We start from the raw sequence: 22,576 nt of genomic DNA, 5'->3' as shown, positions 1-22,576 counted from the left end.
ACGCTAGGAACTTCACGTACTCGAAGTCAAAGGTGGCGCTGGTCACGGGGCCGGCCGGCGCCGCGAGGTGCGCCCATGGTCTCGGCCCGTCAACCACCGCCCTGGGACATCGGCAGGCTCAGCCGCACGGCGGCTCCGCTGCCCACCTCGCCGTCGATGGTCATGGTGCCCTCCAGGGACCGGACGATCTCGCTGACCAGCGCCAGCCCGAGGCCGAGGCGGTGGGCGTTGTCGGTGGCCTCCGGTCCACGCCGGAACCGTTGGGTGAGCTCGGCGGCCTGGGTGGGGTCGAGGCCGCTGCCGTTGTCGCGCACGGTGAGGGCGACCTCGTGGCCGCTGGCGGACAGCTCGAGGCTGACCCGGCCGCCGCGGTCGACGTGCGCGAGGGCGTTGTCCACCAGCGCGGTGACAGCACGGCGCAGGGCTCTGGGCACCCCGTCCACCACGTAGACCTCGTCGGCGGCGAGGTCGACCACCAGGTCGACACCGGCGCCCTCGGCGGTGGTGGCGTAGGTGTCGCGCACCTCGGAGGCGACCTGGGCGAGGTCCACCGGCTCGAGCCGGTGGGGCCGGTGCTGCATCTCCGCGGCCAACAGCATGTCGTTGACGACGTCGGTGACGTGCCGGGCGTCCTGGACCAGCCTGCCCAGCTCGCTGCGCTGCTCCTCGTCGGCGACCGCCGTGCGGCGCAGCAGCTGGGCGCGGGTGAGCAGGATCGCGAGCGGGGTGCGCAGCTCGTGGCCTGCGTCGGCCACGAAGCGGCGCTGCGAGGCGAGCGCCTCGCCGAGGGGTCGCACGGCGCGCCGCGCCACCGCCCACCCCAGCGCGGCCGCAGCGGCCACGCCGATCGCCGCGGCGACGATGGACAGCCCCGCCAGTCGCCGGGTCTCCTCCTGCTGCTCGACGAAGCTGTTGGCGGCGACCACGCGCGTGCCGTCGACGGTGGACACGTAGACGATGAACGGGTCGCTGCACACCTCCACGTCGGAGACCCCGGCGCCCAGGTCGGCGGTCGCGCGCCGCACGTCGTCGTCGTCGCACCCGGCGGGCAGACCGTCCGCGACGACCGGCACGTCCCCGGTCAGTTCGATGCCGTAGTCCTGGGCGTTCACGATCTTGTCCCTGACCTTCGCCTCGGTGGCGTCGCGCCGGGCCTCCTGGCTGATGGCGTAGACGAGGGCGATGACGACCGCGACCACGGCAGCGGCGGCGAGACCGGTCTGCACCGCCACCACGATCGAGGCCCGGCGCAGCAGCCGTCGGTCGGCGGCCTCGCCCGTGAGCGGGGGCCGGTGAGCAGGACGGCGCGAGGTCGACGGGCGGGTCACGCGGACCCCAGCTGGTAGCCGAGACCGCGCACGGTGCGGATCGCCTGCTTGCCGAGCTTGCGGCGCAGGTAGTAGACGTAGGTGTCGACGGCGTTGGGGCTGTCGGTCTCCTGGAACACCCGCTCGCGCAGCTCCTCGCGGGGGAACACGCGGCGGGGGTTGGCCGCCAGGAGCCGGAGCAGCTCGCACTCCTGGCCCGACAGGGTCACCGGGGCCGCGTCGTCGCCCACCACCCGGCGCGTGGTGACGTCGAGGACGCGTCGACCGAGGTCGAGGCTGTCGGTGGCCTCGGGATGACGGCGCTGGAGCGCGCGGAGCCGGGCCAGCAGCTCGTCGACGTCGAACGGCTTGACGACGTAGTCCTCCGCGCCGGCGTCGAGGCCCTCCACGCGGTCCTCGCTCGTGCCCCTCGCCGTCAGGATCAGGATGGGCGACGTCACCCCGCTCGCTCGCAGTCGCCGCACCAGGTCGACGCCCTCGACGGCCGGCAGGCCGCGATCCACGATCATCAGCTCGTAGGGCCGGGTCAGCCCGCGGTGCAGACCGGTGTGGCCGTCGCGCGCGACCTCTACGGCGTACCCCTCCGACGACAGCAGCCGCTGGAGCAGGTCGCACAGGCGGGGGTCGTCCTCGACGAGCAGCAGGCGCGGGAGCAGCTCGTCGGGCATGGGCCCAGGGTGGCACGCGTGCTCTGAGGTTGCTCTGAGGCTGGCGCAGCACGCTGGCTGCACCCGGGAAGCGCCCGGCTGCCCAGAGAGGGGTCACCGTGACCATCTACCAGACCGTCCCGCACGAGGTCCAGGCCCTCGGTGTCCGGGCGAGCGCAGCACCCGACCGGATCGACGTCGCCGCGATCACCCGCCCCCACGAGGGGTGGACCGCCGCGCTGCACGTGCGTGAGCTTCCGCACGGGCTGTTCCCGCGGCTCGGCGTGCGGTTCGTCCAGCGCTGGCACCGCGCCCACCTCGCCTCGCCGTACGGCGTCGGCTTCGTGGCTCTGCACGACGGGATCCCGGTGGGTTTCGCGATCGGGTCGACCGACCGGGTGGCGAACGTGGCGTGGCTCCTGGCCGAGCGTCGCGGGCTGGCCGTGGCCGGTGGTCTCGCCCTGCTGCGCCGCCCTCGGCTGCTCGCGGACTTCGTTCGCACTCGCGCACGCCGCTACCTGCGGCGGCTCGCCGGACGACCCGCGCCGACCGGGACCGGCCAGGGGCCGGCCTCCACGGGTCCGGTCGCGGTCCTGGAGGCGATCGTGGTGGTGCCCGACGCGCGGGGCGAGGGGATCGGGACCCTCCTCGCCCAGCGCTTCCTGCGCAGCGCCGCGGCCTCGGGGGTGGGGCAGGTCGAGCTCGTCACCAAGGCCGGGCCGGGGGGCGCGGCCGGTTTCTACCGACGATGTGCGTGGGAGGAGGCGGGACGGCACGTCGACCGCGACGGTGACGAGGTCGTCCGCTTCCGCATCGACCCCCGCACCGTGCCCGGCCGGTGAGCCTCCCCACTGCCGGCCGGCGCGGCCTGTTGCTGGGCGGTGCCGCCCTGCTGACCGGGTGCGCGGCTGAGCGGCCGCTGCACAGTGGTTCGGGCGAGGCGTTGCCGACCCGGGTGACGGTGTCGTCCCCTGCGGCCGTCGCCGACGCCGTGACACTGCCCTCGCCGCGGCCGTGGCGTCCCGGGCCGAACGAGGTCGCACCCGAGGTGAAGCGGGCCGCCGTCGACGTCCTCGAAGTGCTGGGGGTGGTCGACGAGGACTCCCCGGACGCGGCCGCCCGGCTGGAGGCGGTGGGCGCCGATCCGTCGCTCGCGGGCGGCGCTGGCCCCCTGGTCCCGCCCGGCCGGCCGGCGGTGAGCAGCGTCGTCTACCCGCAGTACGGCGGACTGACGGCGACCCGTGCCAGCGTGATGGTGGTCGTCGAGCAGGTCTGGCAGCCCGCGGGGTCGGCGGCCCTGGCGCGGCGCACTGTCACGGTCGACGTGCGGCTGGCTCGCCGCGACGGCGGCTGGGCCGTGACCGGTCTACGACCCGCCCCGGCCGGCGTGCCCGACCGCCCTCGGGCGGGGTCCGCCGCTGCGCGGCTGGTGCGGGAGCCGCGGGTCCGGCTGCCCGACGCCGCCGCCGCAGACCTCGCCTCGGGAGCGGTGGACCCGCTGGTCAGCGGCCTCCTGCTGGCGCTGGCCCGAGGCCACCGGATGGCGGTGTCGGTGCTGCGCAGCGGCCACCCCGACCAGGTGTTCGGTGCCGCGGGGCTCAGCAACCACACCCGCGGGAGGGCCGTGGACATCTGGGCCGTCGACGGCCGACGGGTCGTCGACATGAGGTTCGACGACCCGGTACTCCTCCGGTTCCTCGCCGCGGCGCGGGAGCTGGGCAGCACCGAGATCGGCGGGCCGGTCGACGCCGACGGCCCGGGAGGAGTGCACTTCGCTGACGACCTCCATCGCGATCACGTGCACCTCGGGTTCGACGCACGGCCTGGGGCGGTGGCAGATCGGTGACGGCCGGGATCGTCACGGCTCAGACGACGAACGTTCGGCAAGACGAAGGAGTGCACACCATGGGCACGACGATGCAGGTCACCACGGTCCGGTCCTTGACGACGCCGGCGGCGGCCTCCGGACGGGTCACGTACGGCCTGCGTCGCGGCGCGGTCCTCGGCGTAGTGCTGCTGGTGCTGACCGGCTGCAGCTCACCGGGCCGTACGCCGGAACCGGGCGGTGTCGGCGACGCAACCACGTCGGCGGCGGCACCGGACGCGGGTGCTTCGCCCGACGACCCGCCCGCCTCGAGCCGCTCGAACCCGCCCACCCCGCAGGTGCCGACCCCGCGTCCGGTCGAGCAGCCGCGGGTGACACCGGCGCTGGCCGACTACTTCGACCGGCCTGTGACGGCATCCTCGGTCCGCCTCGGGCGGGTGCGGGAGCGGACCACCGCCTACGTGTCCTACGACGCCAGCTACCGCAGCGACGGGCTGCGGATCACCGGGGTGCTCAACGTCCCGGAGGGCCCCGGGCCCTTCCCCGCCGTGGTGCTCGCACACGGCTGGATCGACCGCGACACCTACGTGCGCGGGCAGGGGATGACCCGTGAGCGCGGGTTCCTCGCCGAACGCGGGTACGTGTCCTTCCACGTCGACTACCGCGGGCACGCCGAGTCGGACGACGATCCGTCGCTCGTCCGCCGCCTCTACCTCGGCTACGCGGTCGACGTCCTCGGTGCCGTGTCGGCGCTGCGGCGCTCTGACCTCCCGGTCCGGGACGACGACGTGGCGATCATGGGCCGATCCATGGGCGGCAGCGTGGTCCTGCAGGCCCTCGAGATGGCCCCGGGTCATGTGGCCGCAGGCATCGTCTACTCCGGGCAGTCGTCCCTGGAGTCCGAGAACTACGCCCGCTGGGGCGGTCCCGGTGCGGACTTCGCGGCTGAGTTCGTCGATCGCCACGGAGTCCCGGCGGTGAACGGCGCGGCCTGGCGGGCCATGTCGACCCGGCCGTACGTCGGGCGCATCGAGGAGCCGGTGCTGATGATCCACGGGACCCGCGACGAGGAGTGCCCGCCGCGGTGGGCGCGAGAGACCCACGACGCCCTCGTCGGTGCGGGCGTCGACGCGGAGCTGGCGTGGTACGAGGACGAGTACCACGCCTTCGGGCCCCGGTTCGAGGAGTCGATGCGGGACACCGACGTGTTCCTGCGCAGCGCGTTCGACGACGCCGGTGGGCCGCGATGACGGGTCGCTGGCGGGTTCCGGGGGCCGCCCTGGCCGCCGCCGCTGCTGCCTCGCTCGTGCTCGGCTGTACGTCTGGTCCTCCGACGTCGCCGTCCACGTCGCCGTCCACGCCGCCGTCCACGTCGGCGGCGCCTCGGGCGGCCGCCGACGCACGAGGTCCTGCCGCGGCGCGTGACCGCCCGCCGAGCCCCGGGACCGAGCCGCCCGCGCCGCCCGCGCCGGCCGCGAGCGACGGGCGCCCGCGCCCGGCAGCGATGAGCATCGCCGCGATCGGCGTCAGCGACCTTCCGGTTCGCTCCTACCGTGGACGCACCGATGACCGGGCGGGCACGGTGATCCAGGACCGGGGGGTGGCGGCGAGTCCCCACGGGGAAACGGGTGGCGTGGGTCCAGGGGGCATCGGCAACTACCAGGTCACGGCACACCGGAACTCGGCTGGCGGGCCACTGCTTCTCCTCCCGCGCCTGCGGGAGGGGCAGGAGGTCGTGGTGGAGACCCGTGGCCACCGCTACGTCTACCGGGTGACTCGGACCAGGGAGACCTCGTTCCGCTCGCCGCGATCACTGGCGAGGCAGCGCGCTGCCGTTCCCGGACGGCCGGGGGTGGCCCCGACGCGGGCGATGATCACCATCTCCACCTGCGCGACCCAGGAGGACAGCGCCGAGGGGAACTACTGGCGTGACGAGCTGGGGAACCCCGAGCACCGCATCGACAAGATCGGGGTCCTCGTCGAGTCGCAACCGCTGTAGGGCCTGCGCCCGGCGACCCCGCTCCGTGTGCGCCACGTCTGCCGGCCCAGCCGGGCCTGGTCACCGTCTCGACGGCGCCGGCAGCTCGAGGACCCGGGAGCTCTGCAGGCGCCACAGGAGGTAGGCGGTCCCCAGGCGGGTGCGACCGAACCCGTCGTAGGGGTCGAAGCCGAGGGCGTCGGCCACGGCGTCGAGCCGGGTCTGCATGGTGCTGTGGTGGACGCCGACGTCGCGGGCCGCCTGGCGCGCCGAGGCGGTGCGGACGATCGCGTCGAGGGTGTCGGCGCCCCAGGGGTGCCGGGCGACGGCGGCGATCCGGTCGACGTCGGGCTGTGGACAGTCGCTGTGCGCGTCTGCCAGCAGACCGATCAGGCCGCCGAACTCGTCGGCGCACACCGACGGCACACGCGGTGGGGTGCACAGCCGCAGCGCCACGAGGGAGGTGCGGAAGGAGTGGTCGAGCCGGTCGATCTCGGCTGCCACGCCGATGCCGACCGGGCTGGCCGCGAGTGCGACGACCGACCCCGGGAGCAGCAGGGTGTGGATCGAGCCGTACCGGGTCGGCACGACGTCCTCGGGTCCGTCGGGGTGCTCGTCCCACACCGCGAAGAGCGGCGCCGCGACAGCACGGTAACGACGTCGTGGCTGCAGGCCGAGCGCCGCTGCGGCGACCAGACGCTCCTCCTCGCCGCTGTCCTCGTCGACCAGGACGAGGCCTTCGAGGAAGCGCTCTACGCCGCGCTCTGAGCTGCGCTCCTGGGGAACGGCTCCGAATCGTGCCCGCGGGTCTCGACGAGCGGACGCGACCCGGGCCGACCCGTCACCTGCAGGTCACCTCGACCCGGGGATGGTCTGCCGTGGGGCGACCATCGCTGCCCGCGTTCGGGGACAGGGCGGCGTCGCTGCGGTGTCGGGTCCAGATGAGGGCGCCGAGCGGCACGAAGACCAGGATGCCGAAGCCCACGCCGACCGCGAGCGGGCCGAGCGGGCCGGCCGGTCCGTCGAGGGTGCGTGCCGCGACGGCGGTGCCCATCGCGGTGCCGAGGTTGAACATGGCCGGCGCCATCGCGTTGGGCAGCGTCGAACCGGCGACCCCGTAGCGCGAGACCAGGGAGAGCAGCACGGGGTTGGCCGAGAGGCCCACCGCTCCCAGCAGTGCGAACACGGCGAGGGTCCAAGCGGGCGAGGTCGAGACGAAGCACAACAGGACCATCGCTGCGAGGCTGACCGCCGCGGTCACCAGGGGCGTACGGAACGGGCGCGTGTCGCCGAGCCGTCCTCCGAGGACGTTGCCGGCCAGGGCACCCACGCCGAAGAGGACGAGCGCGAGCGGCACCAGGGAGCCGGAGAGCCCGGTGCGACCGGTGAGCAGGGGCGAGATGAAGCTGTAGACCGACAGGACCCCGGCGTTGACCGCGGCGCACGTCGCCAGGGTCAGCCAGAGCGGCGCCGAGGCGAGGGCGCGCACCTCCGAGGCGATCGTGGGATCGTGCGCGCGCTCCACGTCGGAGGGCACCAGGGTGACGATGGCGACGGCTGCAGCCACTGCGAGCGCGGCCAGCGCCCAGAACGGCCCGCGCCAGCCGATGAGCTGACCGGCGAACGAACCCAGCGGCACTCCGAGGACGGTGGCCAGCATGCCGCCACCGACGACGATACCGAGGGCGCTGGAGCTGCGCTGGGGTCCGACGAGCCCGTTGGCGACGACAGCCGCGATGCCCCAGAAGCACCCGGTGGCGACCCCGGACACGACCCGGCTGACGAGGAGGACGGTGAAGTCGTCGGTCAGGGCCGACGCCACGTGGGCGGCGGCGAACAGGGCCAGGGCGAGCACCAAGGTGGTGCTTCGAGGCAGGCGCAGCGTGAGCAGTGGCATGGTCGGGGCTCCCACGATCATGCCGACGGCGAAGGTGGTGATCGACAACCCCGCCCGGCCCTCCGAGACGCCGAAGGAGGCAGCCAGCTCGGGCAGCAGGCCCGCGACGATGAACTCCGTAGTGCCCATCAGGAACGTGCCCAGGGCGAGGACGTAGACCGCGAGCGGCAACCGGTCGGGTCGTCCAGACCGTTGGGGCCCTTGGTCGGTGGAGGGGGACGGGTGGGACATCAGGGTTCCTGTTCCGGGGTTGCGGTGGCGGTCGTCCTGGGGTGGTGGACGGTCGTGCGATGAACGAGGACCAGCCAAGCCGCGTCGTCACCCGCGTGGAAGTCCCTGGCGAGGGGCGTATTGGCAGTGCACGTCACCGCAGTGACTCCCTGCGCGCGCGAGGCTCGGGTCTACTCGGTGAGCAGACCCGGTGGCGACCACTCCCGTGGCCGGCACCCCGGCCGGCCGAGGGCCGCGACCCGGGCCCCAGCACCCCAGACCTCAGGAGACACCATGCGAGCCACGCTCATGTACGGCCCCGGCGACGTCCGGGTGGAGGACGTCCGGGACTCCCGCGTCGAGCAGCCGAGCGACGCCCTGGTGCGGATCACCGCGTCCTGCATCTGCGGCAGCGACCTGCACCCGTACCACTCCATGCCAGCCGACAGCGCACCCGCGCACATGGGCCACGAGTTCATCGGCGTCGTCGAGGACGTCGGCAACGAGGTCACCAGCCTGAGCAGGGGCGACCTCGTGGTCGCCCCCTTCGCCTACTCCTGCGGCACCTGCCAGTTCTGCCGCGCGGGGCTGCAGACCTCGTGCGAGAAGGGGTCCTTCTGGGACATGCTCCCGCAGGAGGGCGGTCAGGCCGAGGCCATCCGCGTCCCGCTGGCCGACGGCACCCTCTTCAAGCTCCCGGTCGCCGCCGACTCCGCCCTCATGCCGTCGCTGCTCACGATCTCCGACGTCTTCGGCACCGGCTACCACGCCGCGGTGCGCGGCGGCGTCACCCAGGGGAGCACCGTCACGGTGATCGGTGACGGTGCGGTCGGGCTGCTCGCCGTCTTGTCCGCCAAGCGGCTCGGCGCCGAACAGATCATCCTCATGGGCCGCCACACCTCGCGCACCGACCTGGGACGCGAGTTCGGCGCGACCGACGTCGTCGCCGAGCGCGGCGAGGAGGGCGTGAACGCGGTGCGCGAGCTCACCGGCGGCTTCGGCACCCAGGTCGTGCTCGAGGCGGTGGGCCACATGCCTGCCTACGAGCAGGCCTTCGGCGTCGTCCGCCCCGGCGGCACGATCAGCCGCGTCGGGGTCCCGCAGTACGAGGACGCCCCCGTGGGCTTCGCCAGCCTCTTCGGCGGCAACGTCACCCTCACCGGGGGACCCGCCCCGAGCCGGGCCTACATGGAGGAGCTCCTCCCGCCGATCCTCGACGGCTCGATCGAGCCCGGCAGGGTCTTCGACGCCACGGTCGGCCTCGACGGCGTCGCCCAGGGCTACGCCGACATGGACGAGCGCCGCACCCTCAAGGTCCTGCTGAAGCCGTGACGGCCGGCGGACACGGCCGGACCACGGCCGGGCCCGCCGCACGACGACCACCCGACGGCAGCGCACCGGCGCCGCCGCAGAACCACGAGAAGGATGTCGACCTCGATGACCACCAAGCTGGGACGCACGTCCCTCGCCACCACCCTCTTGCTGGTCCTCACCAGCGCCGTGCTCGCCCTCAGTGCACCGATCGCACGCAGTAGCGCGACCGTTGACGCCGCCCCGGTCGCGACGCCCTCAGCTGCGGCGCACGATCGCCGACCCGGACCGCTGACCGGTCAGTGGCGCATGACGTCGCTGCAGGTCACCGTCGACGGCGCCTACGAGCAAGTTCCCTACAGCGGGCAGCTCGTCTTCACGCGGGCGGGCACCCTCGCGGTCCAGGCGATGAACCCGGACACGAGTGCGGCGGACACGCCGTACACGGTCGACGGCTACGAGGCCTACTACGGTCCGGTAGCGGTCGACCAGAAGGAAGGCATGTTCACGATCCGGGTGTCCTCCGCCGCGGTGCGTGATCTCATCGGTCAGCGCCTGACACGCAACTTCGAGGTCACCCGCCGCCAGCTGGTCCTGACGCCGGCCGACCCGTCCGAGGGCTGGCGAGTCACGTACGAGCGCGTCCGGTGAACGCCGGCCGCACCGGAGGCGAGAGGGCGAGCGACCCGGCACGCAGCGTGACCAAGGCCCTGCTCATGGCCGGGGCGGTGGTGCTGGCCTCGGCCTGCGGACCCTCGGGCGGCACGGGGGACGACTCAGCGGGGGGGACGACCATCACGGCGTCGTCGTCCCCCCGGTCGCCCGCGCCATCAGGACCCGCGGCACCCGACCAGCAGGCGGGACCCGTGCAGCCGCGGGCCCGGGAGGAGGACGAGATGCAGATCGAGATCAGGATCGGCGAGGACCAGTTCACCGCGACCCTCGACGACAGCGCCGCGGCCCGCGACCTGCTCGCCCAGCTGCCGGTGACCGTCGACATGACCGACCACGGTGGGGTCGAGAAGACCGGGCCTCTCCCTGCTGAGCTGTCCGTCGAGGGTCAGCCGGACGGAGCCGACCCCGCTGTCGGTGACCTCGGCTACTACGCCCCTGGCAACGACCTCGTCCTCTACTACGGCGACCAGTCCTACTTCGCGGGCATCGTCGTGCTGGGACGCTTCGACGGGGACGCCGCCGAGCGCATCGCTGGCATCGGTGGCGACGTGACCGTCACCGTGTCGGCCCCTGGTGGCCAGGTGTGACGACCGCGGAGGCCGGTGATCGTCGATCCGGTCCGGACGATCCGGTGGACCCGTAGCACGTTCACGACTCCGACACCGAGTCGGGCGAGCGCCTCTCCCACCAGGAGACAGTCGACCGCGGGTCGTGGCTCGCAGTGGCGACACCGGCGGGTCCAGCCCAGGGCGAGAGCCCGCGGCCCGGGGGCCTCGTCGTGGGTGCCGCACCACACCGTGGCGGTCCGGGTCAGGCGCCGTACTCCTCATCGCTGACGTGGTCGAGCCAGGTGACGACCTGGCCGTCCTCGTCAGCCTCCTGGATGGCGACGTGGGCCATGAACCGGTCGGCGGTCGCCCCGTGCCAGTGCTCCTCACCGGGCTCGATGAAGACCACGTCACCGGGACGGATCTCCTGCACGTCGCCGCCACGGCGGGCGACGTATCCGATGCCGTCGGTCACGTACAGGGTCTGTCCGCGGGGGTGGGAGTGCCAGGCGGTGCGGGCCCCGGGCGTGAACCGGACGTGGGCACAACCCACAGCCGACTGGTCGTCAGCGTTGCGGATGCCGTCGATGTAGACGGTGCCGGTGAACCAGTCGGCGGGGCCGGTGGCGGTCTGCCCGCCGCTCGTGATGAGCAACATGTGTTTCCTCCAGGTGGTCTGAACTGGGGCGTGTGTCCGTCCGGGCCGCCCCGCCGGGTCAGGGGAGGGCGAGGACGACCTTGCCGACGGAGAGTCCGCGCCGCACACGGTCGGCCGCGTCGGCTGCCTGGGCCCAGGGGATGACACTGTCGACGACCGGTCGTACCTGACCGTCGACGACCGAGGGCAGCACGAGCTCACGCACCGTCCCGAGCAGCTCGGCGAGCTCGTCGTCCTCGCCGAACGAGACGCCGACGAGGGTGACCCGCCCGAAGGACAGGGCGTCCACGTCGAGCACGGAGGACGGACCCCCGAGTCGGCCCATCTGCACGACCGTCCCGTGACGCCGGCACGCCGCGACGGCCTGGCCCAGCACGTCTCCCGCGACGTGCTCGAGCACCAGGTCGACCCCGACCCCGTCGGTGAGCTCGCGGACCTCCTCGGAGAGGCGATCACCGCTGAGGACGACGTGGTCGGCGCCCACGTCACGGAGCAGCCCGACCTTGTCGGCCGACCGGGTCGTCGCGATGACCGTGCGCGCTCCCAGAGCCTTGGCCACCTGCACCCCGACCAGCCCGATGGCGGAGGACGCCCCGGTGACGAGCACGGTCTGCCCCGCTCGGAACCCGCCGGCGCGCAGCGCTCCGTGCTCGGTCAGGAGGGCAGTCGGTAGTGCCGCGGCCTGGTCCAGCGGGAAGTCGTCCGGGAACGGGAGGGTGTGGCGAACGTCCGCTGCGACGAACTGGGCGAAGGACGACGGCGTGCAGGCAGCCACCCGCGTGCCGATGAGGGCCTCGTCGAGGTCCGGTCCGACGGCGACGACGGTACCGGCGGTCTCGTAGCCGACCACGGAGTCCTCGTCGATCTCGGTGGCGCGGTCCATGCCGCTCACGTCGGCGTTGTTGACGGCGACGAACGCGGAACGGATCAACACCTGCCCGGCCGTGGGTGCGGGGACCTCCCGGGTGCGTTCGACCCACATGCGCTGACGGGTCGGGGCGAGGACAGACATCTCGGACAAGGTCGTTCTCCTTCGGGGTGGGTTCGTCGGGGTCGATGGCGGCCCCCGTCACCGACGGGGTGGGGCGGGGCCGGGCGCGGGCGACTAGCGCTCGGGGGCGGGCCGGGTCGAGTCGACCGGGAAGGCGGTGCTGGGTGCTGCCCAGGAGGCGAGGAGTCGCAGTCTCTCGGCCGACGGGGAGCCGGGTTCGGCGGTGTAGACGAGGAGCACGAGACCCGGCTCGGCCGTGATGGCCAGCTCTTCGTAGACCAAGGTCAGCTCCCCGACGACGGGGTGGTGGAAGCGTTTCGTGCCGGCACCGTGCGTGCGCACGTCGTGGGCGGCCCACAGCCGGCGGAACGTCTCGCTGCAGGTGGACAGCTCGCCGACGAGGTCCTGCAGCCCGCGGTCGTGGGGGTCGCGGCCGGCCTCGGTGCGCATGATGCCGACGCACATCTCGGCGAAGAGCTCCCAGTCCGGGTAGAACTCGCGGGAGGCGGCGTCGAGGAACTGGAACCGGGCCAGGTTGGGAACGCGTCCGCCGTCGCCGATGAGGGGGGAGTAGAACGCCCTGCCCAGGGCGTTGACCGCCAGCAGGTTCTGATGCGGGTCGCGGACGAACGCCACGCCGTCGGTGATCGCCTCGAGGGCCCACTGCAGGCTGAGCCTGGATGCCGCGCGGGCGGAAGACCCCGCCTGTCGACGGCGGGGGCGGCCCGAGGTGGGGATGCCGTCGGCCGCGCGAGCGAGGTCGAGCAGGTGGGCGCGCTCGGTGTCGTCTAGCTGCAGGGCGCGGACCAGTGCGTCGAGGACACCGGAGGAGGCGCCAGCGATCTGCCCACGCTCGAGGCGGGCGTAGTACTCCACGCTGAGACCCGCGATGGTGGCCACCTCGCTGCGACGCAGCCCGGGTACTCGTCGGGCGCCGGTGCTCGGGAGGCCGACCTGCTCGGGGGTCAACCGAGCGCGACGGGTGGTCAGGAAGTCCCGCACTTCTTGTCGGTTGTCCACGCCCACGAGCCTACGGTTCAGCGGCCTCCCAGCCGAGGGGCGAAGGGTGCCCTGGGGGTGCACCCCTTCGCCGTGCGCGACCCGGACGCCGTACCCGCGCCGAAACATTCGGTCCGTACGGTTCCTCCGGTGTCAGACAGCAGCCCCGACCGCCCGCCTGCGCCTCGACCGGAGGGCTCCCGCCCGTCGCTGGGGTTTCGCGACCGCTCGGTCTTCGAGGGCGTGGCCCGTCGCGAGGTCGACTCCCTCGACCTGGTCGCCCACTCCGTCGCGGTCCTGGTGCCGTCCCTGACGGCGCTCGGCTCGGGGCTGGCCTTCCCGACCCTGGTGGGGCCGGGGTTCTGGGTCAGCACCCTCCTCGGCTACGGCCTGGTGGGGCTGTTCGCCCTCGTGGTCAACCAGTTCGCGGCCCGGTTCGGGTCGGCCGGCACACTGTACACCTTCGTCGCCAAGGGCCTTGGTCCACTACCCGCACTCATGACCGCAGGCGGCCTGGTCATCGGGTACGCCGCGATGATCGGCTTCGGGCTCTCCGACGCGGCCGGGCGCACCGATGCCGCACTGAGCTCGGGCGGTGTCGACCTGCTCGCCGGGAACGTCCGCCCCGTCGTGCTCCTCGTCGGGGGTGCGCTCGTCTGCGTGTACGCGATCAGCAGGGGCATTCGCTGGTCGACACGTGCGGCGCTGGTCGCGGAGGTCGTCAGCTTCGTGGTGCTGTTCGCAGTCCTCGGCACGTGGACCGCGCGTCACGGGCTCCCGTCCTGGCAGGCCCTGTCCCTGGAGGGGGCCTCGCCCACCCGGGTCGGGCTGGGGGCGGCGTTCATCGTCATGCTCACCCTCGCCTTCGAGAGCTCGGCGTCGCTCGGGCTGGAGACCGGGCGACCGATGGTCGAGGTGCCGTTCGCACTGCGCTCCAGCCTGGTGCTCGCCGCGGTGCTCTTCGGTCTCGCCAACCTCGTGGCGACCGCGCGGCCGGCAGGCACGCCGTCGGTGTGGAGCTGGCGGTGGTTCGCACCGGGCGCAGACCGCTCGGTCGCCGACGCCCTCGTGCTGCTGGTCCTCGCCTGGTCGCTGGTGGCGCTCGCCGTGTGCGTGTGGTCGGCCTCGGCGCGGCTGCTGTTCTCCCTCGCCCGTGAGGGGGTGCTGCCCCAGGCGCTGGGTCGGGTCAACGGCCGAGGCATCCCGATGGCCGCCGTCTGGACGGTCCTGCCGCTCGCGCTGCTGCCGCCGGCCGTCGGGTTGTTCGTGGGCAACGACCCCGGGACGTTCTCCTGGCAGCTGAAGGAGTCGACCGGCGTCGTGGTCTGCACTGCCTACGCGCTGACCGCTGCGTCCCTGATCCGTTTCCTCCGGTCGATCGACGAGCTGTCCCCGGTCACGGTGGTCGCCGCCGCGGTCGGCGGGGTCACCGCCGCAGCGGTGGCCGCGAACGAGCTGGTCTCCGAGCTGCGGGACGGCCGATACCTGGGGCTTGGCCTGCTGGGCGCCGCCGCGGCCACCGGGCTGCTGATGCGGCGCCTCGCCGAGCGGGCGGACGGTCTTGGCGACCGCTACGTCGGGATGCACGAAGAAGCACTGGCCTCTGCCGTGCTCCTCCCGCCCGGGGGACGGTCCGACGCCCGTGCCGAGCTCTGACTCGCACGGCTTCCTGGCGAGGCAACCAGCTGCTGTCGACAACGCCTTCGCCGTGCTCGAGGCGGTCGCCCGCATCGGCCCGGGTGTCACCGCGCGGGAGCTGACCGAGGCCCTCCCTCTCTCCCAGGCGACCGTCTACCGCATCGTCAAGCACCTCGTCGCCAACGAGTACCTCGCGCGCACCCCCGACCTGCGTGGGTTCGTCATCGGAGAGCGGGTGCGGGCGCTCTCGCACCTCCCGGCGATCTCCCACCTCACGGAGGGTCGGGACCGGCCCGCCGAGGTGGGGCGGGAGTAGCCCTCGGGGGCGAGGGGGGTGAGCCGCTGCCCGGGACGATTCTCATTTGGACGCACACGAGGTCAATGCGTGCGGAACGGCCCGGTGACTTGAGGTCGCTCTACTGGTCGTGGCGTCCCGCCCACCTGCTCCGCCGAGCCGGGTCGACCGGGGGCCACGGTGATGCGACGTCCACCTCGGTGCTCTCGCGTGCCCGCCATCTCATGCCTCGTCCGGCTCGATCGAAGGAGAACCATGTCCCGCAAGTTGGACCAGCGGCCCAGTCGCGGTCGTCGTCTCGTCCCTCCGGCGCTGGTCGCCGGGCTGGCCCTGTCCGCGCTCGGCGTCGTGCCGGCGCAGGGCCTCAACACCGTGACCGTGGCACGCAGTGACACCTGGCGGGTCCACGACGCCGCCATCCCCGGTCTCGACACCGGCAGCGTCACCCGCACGGCGGCGAACGCGCTGCAGGGGTACGGCGGCCTCAGGGTGGAGGTCGCCGGCGGCTCGAGCCGCCTCAACGGCATCCTGCTGCGCGGGTTCGGGCTGACCTACGACGGCCGCGACACGTTCGCGACCACCCAGGGCGTCAAGCTCGACGGTGTCGTCGTGCAGCGCGAGCTGACCGTCGACCGGGCCGACAACTACGGCCGCTTCCTCGACTCCTTCACCAACACGACGCAGCGGCCGGTCACCGTCGACGTGGCGTTCGGGGGCCAGCTCGGCTACAACACCGGCGTCAACCAGACCGCGATCGCAGGCACCTCCTCAGGCGACGCGGCCATCACCCCGGGCGACACCTGGGCCGCCTGGTACTCCCCGTCGAACGGCCCGGGCTCGGCGAGCAACAACGGCCCGTCGGCCACCGTGGCCGGCGAGACCGGCACACCGGAGGCCCTCGCCCGGATGGGCAACTTCCTGCGCGACCCGTTCACCAACGACCTGGCGCCCGCAGGGGACGAGGCCAACCACCCCGCCTTCATGAGCGAGCTCGTCATCGAGCCCGGCGACACCGCCTCGCTGGTCAGGTACGTCGTCGCCGGGCGCTCCGAGGTGCGAGCCCTCGGGGGCGCGCCCGTCCCGGCCGCCGGGTCGGAGGTCGAGTTCGTCGAGACGGCCGCCGAGCGGCTGGTCACGGCCCCGGACGTCGACGGGCTGAGCGTCAGCGAGGTCTGCTCGGTCGTCAACTACGACCTGGCCACCCTGGGCGTGGACGACGCCGACTGCGCGACGGTGGCGACCGAGCCCATCCAGAACGACGTCACGGGCGCGGTGCAGGCCGAGACGGTCAGGACGACGTCGCCGTACGACGTCATCGGCAAGGACATCACCACCCTGGTCGCCGACATGGACGCCCGCCGGACCAGCTCGCAACAGGTCGTGCGTGCCTACCTCGACCGCATCGCGGCGTACGACCGCGGCCCCTTCGGCCTCAAGTCGGTGATCTCGGTGGCGCCCGACGCGATGCAGCAGGCCCGCGCGGCCGACGCGGCCCGCAGGGACGGCGACACCCGGCCGCTGCTCGGGGTGCCGATCCTGGCCAAGGACATCATCGACACCAAGGACATGCCCACCACCGGTGGGTCCCTCCTGTTCGACGGATGGACCCCGGCCGACGACGCCTGGCAGATCAAGAAGCTGCGCGAGGCCGGCGCGATCATCATCGGCAAGGCCAACCTCTCCCGGTTCGCCTTCAGCGGTCACTTCAGCGAGAGCCACTTCGGCCAGGTGTGGAACGCCTTCGACCCCTCCAAGAGCACGATCGGGTCGAGCGGCGGCTCCGGTGCCGCGATCGCGTCCAGCTTCGGCGCCGCGGCCATGGGCACCCAGACCGGCGACTCCCTGTGGGGCCCGTCGTGGGCCGGCAGCCTGTACTCCCTGCGCGGCACCGACGGCATGCAGTCCAGCGCCGGCGTCATGCCCCTGACCATCATCCAGGACTACGTCGGCTTCATGACCCAGTCGGTGGAGGACCTCGCCCTGCTGCTCGATGTCGCAGCGGTCGACAACCCCGACGACGTCCTGGACGACGTGGCCAACGGCAACCGGCCCCAGGACTGGTCCGAGTACTTCACCGCCGACGCCCTGCGGGGCAAGGTCCTCGGCATCCCGGCAGGGGCCTACAACGACCCGTTCGGCACCACGGAGACCAGCGACGCGCTGCGGGCCCAGTTCGCCACCTTCGAGGCGGCGGGCGCGACGATCAAGGAGATCCCGGCGGCGCCGCCCGCACCGGCCCGTGGCGACTTCGGCAGCACGGGGCGTGAGGGCTGGATCCAGTGGTTCGAGGCGCACCCGGACGCGCCCGTGGACATCAGTGCCGTCTCGCCGGGCACGGCCGAGATGACCGACCAGCAGCAGCGCGACTTCGAGGCCTGGCGCGCACGCTACCGCGATGTGCTGGCGACCTGGATGGACGACAACGGCATCGACGCGGTCCTGTACCCGGCGGGCCTGAGCGACATCCACCTCAACGACTCCACCGGAAACAGCTTCGGACGTCGAGACCCGGAGTCGTCCGCATCGGGCGTGCCGACGGCCATCTTCCCCGCAGGGACGAACTCCCACGGCACGCCCATCGGGTTCCAGCTGCAGGGGAAGGCGTTCCAGGACGCCGAGCTCCTGGGCATGGTGTACGCCTTCGAGCAGATCGCCGACGGCCGGGTGCTGCCCACCGTCACGCCTGCCCTGGAGTACGACGCGGACGCGGTGCCCGACCCGGTCGAGCCCCTGGAGCCCGTCACGCCTGAGGTACGTCGCCCGACGGTCCTCAGCAAGACCGTGACCGCGACACTCACCGGACGCAGCAACGCCGCGGCTGTCCTGCGCGTGGGCTGCGCCAGCGCGGCGAGCGTCTGCACCAGCAGGATGCGGGTCAGCGTCCGGGACCAGCGGATCCACGCCCAGGACGTCCGAGTCCCAGCTGGCGCCCAGCGGAGGGTCACCGTAGAGCTGACCAGGGCGGCGACGACGAAGCTCCGCCGGGGCAGGGACGTGGTCCTCGGCGTCACCTTCACCGGCACCGGTGGCACCCATTCGGTCACCCGCCCCATCAATGTCACCGTCCGACGCTGATGTGCCGTCTCGTCGTGGGCGGCGCTGTCCTCAAGACGGTGCTGTCCACCGGGTGGGGGGTGCCGCAGTCGCGTCGTGCCCCCTTCTCCGGCGCGACGACAGGAGTAGCGGGGCCGGGTCGTTAGCACCTGATCTGGTTGCATCCGAAGAGTGGGCCCGCGGCCTGGAGGTGGTGGGGGTCACGCGGCGCTGATCGGTGACGACGACACTGCGGCGGCCCCGCACCCCGAGGGGTGCGGGGCCGCCCTCAACCCCCGCGGCACCCAAACCGGTGACGACCTGCGCGGTCTCGCCTGGCGTGCGTTCGACGGCGCACGGCTCAAGTCAGCTTGTAGTTCTTCAGGAGGCTGCGACCGGTGATCCTCTTCTGGATGTCGGAGGTGCCCTCGCCGATGAGCATGAAAGCGGCCTCGCGGTAAAGACGCTTCGATCTCGTACCCCTTCGAGTAGCCGAAGCCGCCGTGGATTCGGAAGGGAGTCCTGGGACCTCGTTGCAGTACTCCGGGGCGCCCATCTTGGCCATTCCGGCCTCGACGTCGTTGCGTTCCCCGTCGTCCTTCGTGCGGGCCGAGCGCACCATCAGCGCGTGGGACGTCTTGGCCTTGGTCGCCATCTCCGCAGGCGGAAGAGGATGGCTTGGTGCTCCGCGATCGGCTTGCCGAACGTCTCGCGCTGCTGGGCGTAGGCGATGCCCGGTGCGAAAGCGCGGTTGGCGATCCCGACGGCGCCGGCGGCAACATTGACCCGGCCCACCTCGACGCCGTCCATCATCTGGTGTGAGCCCTGGCCGGTATTCCCACCAAGGATCTGACAGACGGAGATGCGGTGGCCCTCGAGCACCATCTCGGTGGTGTCGATGCCCTTGTAGCCCATCTTGTCGATCTTGCCGGGGATGGTGACGCCCTGGGCGGTCTCGCCGAACCCGGACTTCCCCCCACCAAGAACGTAACCATGTTCTTGTGGACAGTGCCCATCCTGATGCCGGAGGTCGAGAGCGCTGGTGTCTCGCCATTCGTCTTCGGGGTGTTCGTGTGCTCCTGTGCGAGATTGCCATCGTGACGCCCCGAATGGGTTTTTGCTCTTCATAATGTTGAGGATCGTCAGGGAAGACGACCTACGCCACGGACACGTCATCACGCGCAGGGGACGTCATGATGGCAGTGGTCATGCCCTCCCGCTGAGCCAGTTGTTCCTGGTCATCCTCATCCTGTGCCCAGCGATGGCGGAATGGCTGCCGTCGCGTATGGGCGACGAGTTGTAGCGAGACACCACGTCAGTGATGAACGACCCGCTGGCTCTGGGTGGGCGTGGGCGACCACCGTGGTGCAGCCGGGCAGCCAGAGCGGTTCGTTCGACGCATCTGCCCAGTTCGCTTGCTAAGACAAGGGTGAAATCACCCGCCGTCTAACCCGCCCAACCGGGCGTGCGGGCCAACCGCCGGGCAGATGGGCTCTTCAAGGCTCGGCCACATCAAGGCACAGACCGTCTTCGAGCAACATCGGGCAGAGACGAGAAGGAACGGCATGGACGGCAGCATCGTGCGACCCGGCCCAACGCACGTCAGGACGGAGTTCCCCGGGCGCGCGTCTTCGAGGACGTTCAACGTCACGCCCAGGTGGTTCGTGACGGCCCGGCACTACGGGTTCGGGCTGGAGAACTACCCTGCCGTCAGGGTGCCGCAGGCTCAGCGCCCTACCAGGAACTTCGGGGTCGGAACGACCGCCCGTGGGCTGCGTGCGGTGAGCTGGGCCAAGTTTTGGGGTCTTGCCTTCAACCCGTCGAGCGGCAGCGCATGCGACCGATGTGCGGATGCCGTGCACTGGTAGGAGTGACTCCCGCTGCGGCGTCGAGCTCGCGAGGGCATCGCCGCGGAACGGGAACAGGTCGACGCCGGTGCGAGGCGCGGATACGCCGGTACCGCGCGGTCAGGGACCGGGCACGATGACCGCTGAACCGGCGAGGGCGCTCTGAAATACCGAACCCGAGGGCGGGCATGACGAGGTTGTTGTTCAACGTCAGTGTGTTGATCGTGAGTTTCCTTCTGGGTCGAGGGGGCGGGGTTGAGGGCTACTGGTGCCGGATCGGCGGGGCCGTCGATGACTGCTACTCGCCCTTGAGGTGGATCTCGTCCGTCCACTGCTCGGCGGGTAGATGGTGCAGGGTCCAGTAGCGCTCGGCGATGAGATCGGGCGCGAGCGGAGTGTCGGGTGCGATGGGTCCGTGGATGGTGATGCTGGTGGCGTGGACGCTTTCGTCCTTGAGCTCCTTGTGCAGCAGCGTGGTAGCGGTGCGGAGCCCGCCCTTGCCGAGCGCGAGAGAGGCGTAGGCGGGGTAGGGGTCGATGTAGGCGTAGCCGCTGGTGGCCAAGAATGTGCCGGCTCTGGCTCGGCGCATCGCGGCGGTGAAGACCTGTGCGGTGCTGACGGCACCGACGACGTTGACAGCGTAACTGGAGAGCAGGTAGTCCTCATCCACCTCCAGGATGCTGTCGCTGGCGATGAAAGCCGCGTTGTACACGACGACGCCGGGGGTGATGCGCTTGGCGAGGTCTCGGAGGGTGGTGCGGAAGCCGCGAGCGTCGGCGGCGTCGGCGGTCGCGCTGTCAACGGCGATGCCGTCGGCGCGCAGCTCTTCGCTCAGGGCCGCGAGCTTCTCGGCATCGCGGGCCACGAGCGTGACTGCGTAGCCCTCGCGGCCGAAGCGGCGGGCCACGGAGGCGCCCAGACCGGGGCCGGCGCCGATGATCAGGGCGTGCTGCGGGTTCAGGGACGGTTTCGACATGTGTACGCCTTCTTTCGGTTCAGCGGGTCTCAGGGTTGGCGCTGGCAGCACGGCTGTAGTCGGCATCGCTGACGTGGTCGCCCCAGACGGCCTGTTGCCCCTGGCCGTCTGCTTCCTGCATGGCGACGTGGGACATGAAGCGGTCGGCGGTCGCGCCGTGCCAGTGCTCCTCGCCGGGCTCGATGTGGACGACGTCGCCCGGGCGGATCTCACAGACCTCGCCGCTGCGGCTGGCGACGTAGCCGATGCCGTCGGTGATGTACAGGGTCTGGCCCTTGGGGTGCCTGTGCCAGGCGGTGCGGGCGCCAGGGGTGAATCGGACGTGTGCGCAGCCGATTGAGGAGCTCTCGTCGGGGTTGCGGACGCCGTCGATGAAGACGGCGCCGGTGAACCACTCGTGCGGGCCGGGGATGGTGTGGCCCCCGCTACGGGTGAACTTCATTGTGTGCTCCTCAGGATGTGGCGCTGCCCGATTAACTGGACCCTGGAGGTTTGAGGGTTAGGGCGAGCGCGAGGTTGTCGTCAGTTGGGGTGTTGGTGCAGAGGTCCGCGCCGACCGAGGGTCCACAAGGCCAGGCCGACGAGGGTGACGGCGGCTCCTGTCAGGGTGACGGCGTGCCAGCCGCCGGCGGCCCACAGCGGGCTGACCGCGGCCGAACCGATGGCACCGGCGATGAAGTTGACCGCGACCACGGCCGTGTTGACGCGGCTGCGGCCGCCGGGGACGACGGTGAAGAGTCGTGCGGAGATCAGGACATTCATGGGGAAGATCGCGACATGCAGCAGCACGATCGCGGCGATGAGCAGCGGGAGTGAGTGCTGCCCGAGACCGGCGAGCACCATGGCGAGGAGGGCCACGGCCCAGCCGGCGCCAGTGGCCGTCATGGACCAACCTCGGTCGTGGAGGCGGCCTGCGTGCTGGGCGGCGACCGCGCCGATTAGCCCGAACAGTCCGAGCCCGCCGATCGCCAGAGGGCTGTAGGAGAACGGGGCCTCACTGAGTAGGAACGTCGCCGCGGTCCAAAACATGACGAACAGCCCGAACTGCAAGGCGCCGAGCACGAGGTTCCACCGCACGATCCGGTGGTCGCGGATGACCTCGCCGACCGAACACAGCAGCGCCGGGTAGCTCACCCCCGCCGGGGTGGGCAGTGTCGGAATATGTCGGCGGGCCAGGACAGCGAGCACCACGATGACGACAGCGGCAACGACGAAGATCGCCCGCCAGCCGGCGATCTGGGCAATCAGCCCACTCAACGTGCGCGAGACGATCGTGCCGGCCAAGAAGCCGGTCATGACGGTGCCGACCACCCGACCGCGGCTGGCGGCGTCGGCGAGGTCACCGGCCAGCGGGACCACGACCTGGCCGGCGACCGTCGTGAGGCCCAGCAGGGCGAGCGCGACCAAAAGCGTGGTGAAGGTCGGCGCGGCGGCACAGGCGAGGAGCGCGACCGCGGAGGCGATCAGCAGGAGCGGGATCAGACGGCGTCGGTCCACGACGTCGCCTAGCGGCACGACCAGCACGATGCCGATCGCGTAGCCGATCTGGGTGAAGGTGACCAGCCAACCGGCCGCCCCGGCTGAGACGCTGAGGTCATCAGCGATGACGCCCAGGAGGGGTTGTGCCCAGTACAGGTTGCCGATGGCGAAGCCGCCGATGATTGCCAGCAACCACGTCAGGCCAGCGCCCATCGCGGATGCTGATCGAGCGGGAGAGGGG

General features: G+C 71.9%; 21 protein-coding genes and 1 pseudogene. 11 read left to right on the top strand and 11 right to left on the bottom strand.

Annotated elements, in window-relative coordinates; all coding sequences use genetic code 11:
• Positions 1-89: 89 nt before the first annotated feature.
• Together AC4OR8_RS02205 and AC4OR8_RS02200 are read right to left on the bottom strand one after the other, a co-directional pair.
• Positions 90-1,328 (bottom strand): sensor histidine kinase, encoded by a 1,239-nt coding sequence (locus AC4OR8_RS02205; RefSeq protein WP_492163936.1) that lies wholly within the window; start codon positions 1,326-1,328, stop codon positions 90-92.
• Positions 1,325-1,996, bottom strand: a complete 672-nt coding sequence (locus AC4OR8_RS02200; RefSeq protein ID WP_492163935.1) for a response regulator transcription factor — start codon at positions 1,994-1,996, stop codon at positions 1,325-1,327. The genes AC4OR8_RS02205 and AC4OR8_RS02200 overlap by 4 nt, the downstream gene beginning before the upstream one ends.
• A gap of 98 nt (positions 1,997-2,094) precedes the next feature.
• Here AC4OR8_RS02200 and AC4OR8_RS02195 point away from each other — a divergent pair, with 98 nt between their 5' ends.
• The 4 genes from AC4OR8_RS02195 (at position 2,095) to AC4OR8_RS02180 (ending at position 5,799) form a co-directional block, all read left to right on the top strand.
• Positions 2,095-2,817, top strand: a complete 723-nt coding sequence (locus AC4OR8_RS02195) for a GNAT family N-acetyltransferase (protein WP_492163934.1) — start codon at positions 2,095-2,097, stop codon at positions 2,815-2,817.
• Positions 2,818-2,936: 119 nt separating this feature from the next.
• Positions 2,937-3,821 carry a hypothetical protein gene (locus AC4OR8_RS02190; protein WP_492163933.1) on the top strand — a complete coding sequence of 295 codons (885 nt, stop codon included), beginning with the start codon at positions 2,937-2,939 and terminating at the stop codon, positions 3,819-3,821.
• Between the two features lie 59 nt (positions 3,822-3,880).
• Positions 3,881-5,050 carry an alpha/beta hydrolase family protein gene (locus AC4OR8_RS02185; RefSeq protein ID WP_492163932.1) on the top strand — a complete coding sequence of 390 codons (1,170 nt, stop codon included), beginning with the start codon at positions 3,881-3,883 and terminating at the stop codon, positions 5,048-5,050.
• Positions 5,047-5,799, top strand: coding sequence for a sortase domain-containing protein (locus AC4OR8_RS02180; RefSeq protein ID WP_492163931.1), 753 nt, complete (start codon positions 5,047-5,049; stop codon positions 5,797-5,799). The genes AC4OR8_RS02185 and AC4OR8_RS02180 overlap by 4 nt, the downstream gene beginning before the upstream one ends.
• A 60-nt stretch (positions 5,800-5,859) precedes the next feature.
• Here AC4OR8_RS02180 and AC4OR8_RS02175 read toward each other — a convergent pair whose 3' ends face one another.
• Positions 5,860-6,402, bottom strand: a complete 543-nt coding sequence (locus tag AC4OR8_RS02175; RefSeq protein ID WP_492163930.1) for a helix-turn-helix domain-containing protein — start codon at positions 6,400-6,402, stop codon at positions 5,860-5,862.
• On the opposite strand from AC4OR8_RS02175, the gene AC4OR8_RS02170 reads away from it, so the two are divergent.
• Positions 6,388-6,546 (top strand): hypothetical protein, encoded by a 159-nt coding sequence (locus AC4OR8_RS02170; RefSeq protein WP_492163929.1) that lies wholly within the window; start codon positions 6,388-6,390, stop codon positions 6,544-6,546. The genes AC4OR8_RS02175 and AC4OR8_RS02170 overlap by 15 nt on opposite strands.
• 73 nt (positions 6,547-6,619) lie before the next feature.
• On the opposite strand, the gene AC4OR8_RS02165 is transcribed toward AC4OR8_RS02170, so the two are convergent.
• On the bottom strand, positions 6,620-7,846 hold the full coding sequence (locus AC4OR8_RS02165) for an MFS transporter (RefSeq protein ID WP_492163928.1): 1,227 nt from the start codon (positions 7,844-7,846) through the stop codon (positions 6,620-6,622).
• 333 nt (positions 7,847-8,179) lie between these two features.
• Here AC4OR8_RS02165 and AC4OR8_RS02160 point away from each other — a divergent pair, with 333 nt between their 5' ends.
• From AC4OR8_RS02160 to AC4OR8_RS02150, 3 genes are all read left to right on the top strand, one after another.
• Positions 8,180-9,217, top strand: a complete 1,038-nt coding sequence (locus tag AC4OR8_RS02160; protein WP_492163927.1) for an alcohol dehydrogenase catalytic domain-containing protein — start codon at positions 8,180-8,182, stop codon at positions 9,215-9,217.
• Positions 9,218-9,322: 105 nt separating this feature from the next.
• Complete coding sequence (locus AC4OR8_RS02155) at positions 9,323-9,847, top strand: lipocalin-like domain-containing protein (RefSeq protein WP_492163926.1); 525 nt, start codon at positions 9,323-9,325, stop codon at positions 9,845-9,847.
• A gap of 245 nt (positions 9,848-10,092) precedes the next feature.
• Complete coding sequence (locus AC4OR8_RS02150; RefSeq protein WP_492163925.1) at positions 10,093-10,458, top strand: cyclophilin-like fold protein; 366 nt, start codon at positions 10,093-10,095, stop codon at positions 10,456-10,458.
• A 223-nt stretch (positions 10,459-10,681) separates the two neighbouring features.
• On the opposite strand, the gene AC4OR8_RS02145 is transcribed toward AC4OR8_RS02150, so the two are convergent.
• The 3 genes from AC4OR8_RS02145 to AC4OR8_RS02135 all read right to left on the bottom strand — a co-directional run bounded on the left by AC4OR8_RS02145 (position 10,682) and on the right by AC4OR8_RS02135 (position 13,088).
• On the bottom strand, positions 10,682-11,077 hold the full coding sequence (locus AC4OR8_RS02145) for a (R)-mandelonitrile lyase (RefSeq protein ID WP_492163924.1): 396 nt from the start codon (positions 11,075-11,077) through the stop codon (positions 10,682-10,684).
• Positions 11,078-11,135: 58 nt separating this feature from the next.
• Positions 11,136-12,011 (bottom strand): quinone oxidoreductase family protein, encoded by an 876-nt coding sequence (locus AC4OR8_RS02140; protein WP_492163923.1) that lies wholly within the window; start codon positions 12,009-12,011, stop codon positions 11,136-11,138.
• Between the two features lie 171 nt (positions 12,012-12,182).
• Complete coding sequence (locus AC4OR8_RS02135) at positions 12,183-13,088, bottom strand: helix-turn-helix transcriptional regulator (protein ID WP_492163922.1); 906 nt, start codon at positions 13,086-13,088, stop codon at positions 12,183-12,185.
• Between the two features lie 129 nt (positions 13,089-13,217).
• Between AC4OR8_RS02135 and AC4OR8_RS02130 the strand changes: the two genes are divergently transcribed.
• The 3 genes from AC4OR8_RS02130 (at position 13,218) to AC4OR8_RS02120 (ending at position 18,075) form a co-directional block, all read left to right on the top strand.
• The gene (locus AC4OR8_RS02130; RefSeq protein WP_492163921.1) at positions 13,218-14,723 is read left to right on the top strand and encodes an APC family permease; all 1,506 of its coding nucleotides are present in this window, start codon (positions 13,218-13,220) and stop codon (positions 14,721-14,723) included.
• The gene (locus AC4OR8_RS02125; RefSeq protein WP_492163920.1) at positions 14,710-15,021 is read left to right on the top strand and encodes a helix-turn-helix domain-containing protein; all 312 of its coding nucleotides are present in this window, start codon (positions 14,710-14,712) and stop codon (positions 15,019-15,021) included. Before AC4OR8_RS02130 ends, AC4OR8_RS02125 begins: the two co-directional genes overlap by 14 nt.
• 234 nt (positions 15,022-15,255) lie before the next feature.
• Positions 15,256-18,075 carry an amidase gene (locus AC4OR8_RS02120; protein ID WP_492163919.1) on the top strand — a complete coding sequence of 940 codons (2,820 nt, stop codon included), beginning with the start codon at positions 15,256-15,258 and terminating at the stop codon, positions 18,073-18,075.
• Between the two features lie 319 nt (positions 18,076-18,394).
• Here AC4OR8_RS02120 and AC4OR8_RS02115 read toward each other — a convergent pair.
• The 4 genes and pseudogenes from AC4OR8_RS02115 to AC4OR8_RS02100 form a co-directional block, all read right to left on the bottom strand.
• Positions 18,395-18,843 (bottom strand): annotated as a pseudogene (locus AC4OR8_RS02115) (acyl-CoA dehydrogenase family protein).
• Positions 18,844-20,178: 1,335 nt separating this feature from the next.
• On the bottom strand, positions 20,179-20,856 hold the full coding sequence (locus tag AC4OR8_RS02110; RefSeq protein ID WP_492163918.1) for an SDR family NAD(P)-dependent oxidoreductase: 678 nt from the start codon (positions 20,854-20,856) through the stop codon (positions 20,179-20,181).
• 19 nt (positions 20,857-20,875) lie between these two features.
• On the bottom strand, positions 20,876-21,298 hold the full coding sequence (locus AC4OR8_RS02105; protein ID WP_492163917.1) for a (R)-mandelonitrile lyase: 423 nt from the start codon (positions 21,296-21,298) through the stop codon (positions 20,876-20,878).
• A gap of 80 nt (positions 21,299-21,378) precedes the next feature.
• Positions 21,379-22,548, bottom strand: coding sequence for an MFS transporter (locus AC4OR8_RS02100; RefSeq protein WP_492163916.1), 1,170 nt, complete (start codon positions 22,546-22,548; stop codon positions 21,379-21,381).
• Between the last annotated feature and the right edge of the window lie 28 nt (positions 22,549-22,576).

It is taken from the genome of Nocardioides sp. FY1077, from assembly GCF_058681775.1.
This window is presented reverse-complemented; position numbering and strand designations above follow the sequence as displayed.

Excerpts from the sequence above, each read along its gene's own strand:
- AC4OR8_RS02110 (WP_492163918.1), bottom strand. The coding sequence starts at position 20,856 with ATGTCGAAACCGTCCCTGAACCCGCAGCACGCCCTGATCATCGGCGCC.
- AC4OR8_RS02145 (WP_492163924.1), bottom strand. The coding sequence starts at position 11,077 with ATGTTGCTCATCACGAGCGGCGGGCAGACCGCCACCGGCCCCGCCGAC.
- AC4OR8_RS02155 (WP_492163926.1), top strand. The coding sequence starts at position 9,323 with ATGACCACCAAGCTGGGACGCACGTCCCTCGCCACCACCCTCTTGCTG.
- AC4OR8_RS02150 (WP_492163925.1), top strand. The coding sequence starts at position 10,093 with ATGCAGATCGAGATCAGGATCGGCGAGGACCAGTTCACCGCGACCCTC.
- AC4OR8_RS02100 (WP_492163916.1), bottom strand. The coding sequence starts at position 22,548 with ATGGGCGCTGGCCTGACGTGGTTGCTGGCAATCATCGGCGGCTTCGCC.
- AC4OR8_RS02160 (WP_492163927.1), top strand. The coding sequence starts at position 8,180 with ATGCGAGCCACGCTCATGTACGGCCCCGGCGACGTCCGGGTGGAGGAC.
- AC4OR8_RS02185 (WP_492163932.1), top strand. The coding sequence starts at position 3,881 with ATGGGCACGACGATGCAGGTCACCACGGTCCGGTCCTTGACGACGCCG.
- AC4OR8_RS02180 (WP_492163931.1), top strand. The coding sequence starts at position 5,047 with ATGACGGGTCGCTGGCGGGTTCCGGGGGCCGCCCTGGCCGCCGCCGCT.
- AC4OR8_RS02120 (WP_492163919.1), top strand. The coding sequence starts at position 15,256 with ATGTCCCGCAAGTTGGACCAGCGGCCCAGTCGCGGTCGTCGTCTCGTC.
- AC4OR8_RS02105 (WP_492163917.1), bottom strand. The coding sequence starts at position 21,298 with ATGAAGTTCACCCGTAGCGGGGGCCACACCATCCCCGGCCCGCACGAG.
- AC4OR8_RS02200 (WP_492163935.1), bottom strand. The coding sequence starts at position 1,996 with ATGCCCGACGAGCTGCTCCCGCGCCTGCTGCTCGTCGAGGACGACCCC.